The sequence below is a fragment of the Streptomyces sp. HD genome, assembly GCF_028369295.1.
Taxonomy (GTDB): Bacteria; Actinomycetota; Actinomycetes; order Streptomycetales; family Streptomycetaceae; genus Streptomyces.
In genome coordinates this window covers 1-2238 of sequence record NZ_JAQMYP010000132.1, presented here as the reverse complement: position 1 = coordinate 2238, position 2238 = coordinate 1, and the positions used below count along the sequence as shown (strand labels likewise).

The 2238-nt window shown below is 71.7% G+C and carries 2 protein-coding genes; both read right to left on the bottom strand.

The features are described from left to right. Window positions 1-1965, bottom strand: a 1965-nt coding sequence (locus tag POF73_RS45610; RefSeq protein ID WP_272125440.1) for a condensation domain-containing protein, incomplete at its 3' end; no start/stop codon positions are given. 29 nt (window positions 1966-1994) lie between these two features. Continuing rightward, window positions 1995-2238: hypothetical protein (locus POF73_RS45605; RefSeq protein WP_272125439.1), on the bottom strand; the 244-nt coding region annotated here is incomplete at its 5' end.

The following is a 2238-nucleotide window of genomic DNA, read 5'->3' as shown; positions in this document are numbered from 1 at the left end:
AACATCAAACGCATGCGGCGCATGCATCAACACCGCATCCCCCGGCCCTACATGCCACGCGCCTTCGCCGACCAGCGCGGCCGCACTCCCGTGCGGCACGGCCACGCCCTTCGGCACGCCGGTGGACCCCGACGTGTACATCACGTACGCCACGTCACCCGCAGCCACCGGCACCCGGCACTCATCGGCGCACCCCGCCACCTCGGCCGACGTGGCGGGCTCGTCCACGACCACGACCCGCCCACCAACGCCCTCCGGCACCACCGCACGCGTCGCCTGCGAGCACAGCACCACGGCCGGAGCACAGTCCTCCAGGACCAGCGACACCCGCTCAACCGGAGACCCCGCATCCACGGGGACGTAGGCCGCCCCCGCACGCCACACCCCCAACAGCACCGGCACCAGATCCACCGACCGGTCCATCACCACCGCGACCCGATCACCACGCCGTACCCCCGCACGACCCGCCAAGTACGAGGCCACGCGCCCCGACGCCGCCCACAACTCCCCATACGACAACGACCGGTCACCCTCCAACACCGCAACCGCACCCGGCGCCACCCGCACCCGCTCCCCGATCAACTCCGGCACAGAACGGACCAAGTCCTCACCCACAGCCCCACTCGACGCACCCAGCACGGCCGCCCGCTCCACCGCGTCCAGCACACCCACCCGGCCCACGAGCACCGAGGGGTCCGCGACCATCTGCGCGAGGACCGCGAAGAACCTGGTGAACACCGACTCGGCGGTGTCGCGGTCGAACAGGTCCGGCCGGTAGTCGAGCTTGCAGCGCATCGGAGTGCCCGGGGACACGACGAGGGTGTAGGGGTAGTGCGCCGTCTCCTCGCCGGCGATGACCCGCAGGTCGAAGGTGTCGTGGGCGGATGTCCGGGCCGGCGTGCGCGGGTAGTTCTCGTAGACGAGGAGCGTGTCGAAGGTCGCTCCGGGGCCCGTGAGTTGCTGGACCTCCGACAGGCCGAGGTGTTGGTGGCCGATGAGGTTCTTCTGGCGCTCCTGGAGTTCGGCGAGCAGGCGCACCACATGCTGCGCCCCGTCGAGACGCACCCGCACGGGAACGGTGTTGATGAACAGACCGACCATCGACTCGACGCCCGGCAGCTCCGCCGGGCGGCCCGCCACGGTCGCGCCGAAGACGACGTCCGTACGGCCGGACAGCCGGGCGAGCACCAGCGCCCACGCGCCCTGCACCACGGTGTTCACCGTCAGGCCGTGCCGACGGGCGAAGGTCGTCACGTCCTCGGCCAGGCGCGCGGGTACCTCGCGGGTCAGGATCTCCGGGGCCACGGGTGCCCTGCTCGGGGCGGCCGGAGCCACGAGGGTCGGCTCCTCCGTGCCGGCCAGTTCCTCCTGCCAGGCGGTGCGCGCCGCGTCCTTGTCCTGACGGCCGAGCCACACCAGGTAGTCCCGGTACGAGACGGGCGCCGGCAGGACCGCGGTGTCGCCGTCGGCCGCGTACAGCTCCCTCAGTTCCCTGAGCAGCACGGGCAGGGACCAGCCGTCCATGAGGACGTGATGGCTGGTGAGCACCAGGCGGTGCCGCTTCTCACCCAGCTTGATCAGCAGCAGCCGCAGCAGCGGCGGGACCGCAAGCCGGAACCGTTCCGACCGCTCGGCCTCGGCCAGTTTGTCCAGGCCGGGCGCCACTTCGGCCTCGGGGAGTCCGGAGAGGTCGGCCTCCCGCCATGGCAGCTCGACGTCCCGGGCGACGACCTGCATCGCCTCTCCCGACTTGCGCCGCCGGAAGCCCGCACGCAGCGCCGGGTGCCGGGCCAGGAGCGTCTCCCACGCCGTCCGCAGCCGTCCCGCGTCCAGCGGTCCGGTCAGGTCGAACAGCCGCTGGCCCTGGTAGACGTCGGGTCCCTCGTCCTCGAAGGCGGCGTGGAACAACAGCCCCTCCTGAAGCGGAGACAGGGGCCACACGTCCTCGACTGCGGATCGGGTCATCGCTTCTCTCCTCAAGGCGTGGTGTCCGGTCAGGAGACGCCACCGGTGAATCCGGCTTCGAGTTCGTCCACCTCGTCCTGCGCGAGGTCGACGAGCGTGAAGTCGGAGGACGTGTGACCGCCCGCGGCGGGGCTGGTCGTGTGCGCGGCGAGCCCGGCGAGCAGGGCCAGCCATGCCCGGCCCAGCTCCTCGACCGCCTGCTCGTCCAGGAGCGCCGCCGGCCGGCTCAACGTGAGCTTCAGCTCGGGACCGTCGGGACCGTCGTGTACGACG